This window comes from Vibrio sp. 10N.222.46.A1 (assembly GCF_041473595.1).
GTDB classification, from domain to species: Bacteria; Pseudomonadota; Gammaproteobacteria; order Enterobacterales; family Vibrionaceae; genus Vibrio; species Vibrio tasmaniensis_A.
The window spans coordinates 1-855 of the sequence record NZ_JBFRSN010001369.1 but is presented as its reverse complement, the minus strand read 5'-3'; the positions used below and the strand labels follow the sequence as shown (position 1 = coordinate 855).

Sequence of the window (855 nt, the reverse complement as noted above, 5' to 3'; positions counted from 1 at the left end):
CATCAGATTCAAAGTTTTCATCGCCTAACAGCGCGGTAAAGTAATCATCGATTGCTTGTTCACTCGATAAACTTGGTTGCGTCAATGTCGATTCGTTATTCGCGCTCATTTATCGCTAACCTCTCGAGATAAATAAGCAGCTGTTTATAAGCAAATACACCACGGCTACCCGATGCGAAATGAGATGCTGGTAAACGTTTTAGACTGGCATCGCGAAACTTGGTATCAATCGGCACAGCAGAGGTCCAAACTTGGTTTGGATAGTCATCTTTAAGCTGAGTCAATGTTTGCAATGATGCTTTCGTTCGCTTGTCGTACATCGTCGGGACAATCGTCACCTTAAACGGTGTTTTGCGAGACTTCTGCATAATGGTTAGAGTGCGAATCATGCGCTCTAAACCCTTCATCGCCAAAAATTCAGTCTGTACCGGAATCAAGATACGATCACTGGCAGCCAACGCATTCACCATCATCACACCAAGAATAGGCGGACAATCGATAAGCACGTAGTCATAGTCATCTTTCAAAGCGGCTAAAGCACGCTTTAAGATCAAGCCCATACCACTTCGATTTCCCATTACACGGTCTAATGTCGCCAATGACATGTGTGCGGGAATAATATCGATACCTTCAATTTCGGTCTGTATAGTCAACGCTCTCACAGCTTGCGTAGAAAACTCACGCAGCTGGAACAGATCAAACAGGCTCGATTCCACCGTATCTGAGTCGTAACCCAGATAGGTGGTTAGTGATGCATGTGGGTCAGTATCAACCAACAACACACGATGACCCTTTAAGGCAAGTAAGCCAGCTAGGGTCACTGTCGTCGTCGTTTTCCCAACGCCACCTTTTTGG

General features: G+C 45.5%; 1 protein-coding gene and 1 pseudogene. Both read right to left on the bottom strand.

The annotated features are described in order from the left end of the window. Positions 1–109: pseudogene (locus tag AB4496_RS26680) on the bottom strand (chemotaxis protein CheW); the annotation flags it as partial. Continuing rightward, positions 96–855 (bottom strand): ParA family protein (locus AB4496_RS26675; RefSeq protein WP_372090879.1); only part of this gene is annotated, 760 nt, incomplete at its 5' end. The gene AB4496_RS26675 and the pseudogene AB4496_RS26680, both read right to left, overlap by 14 nt.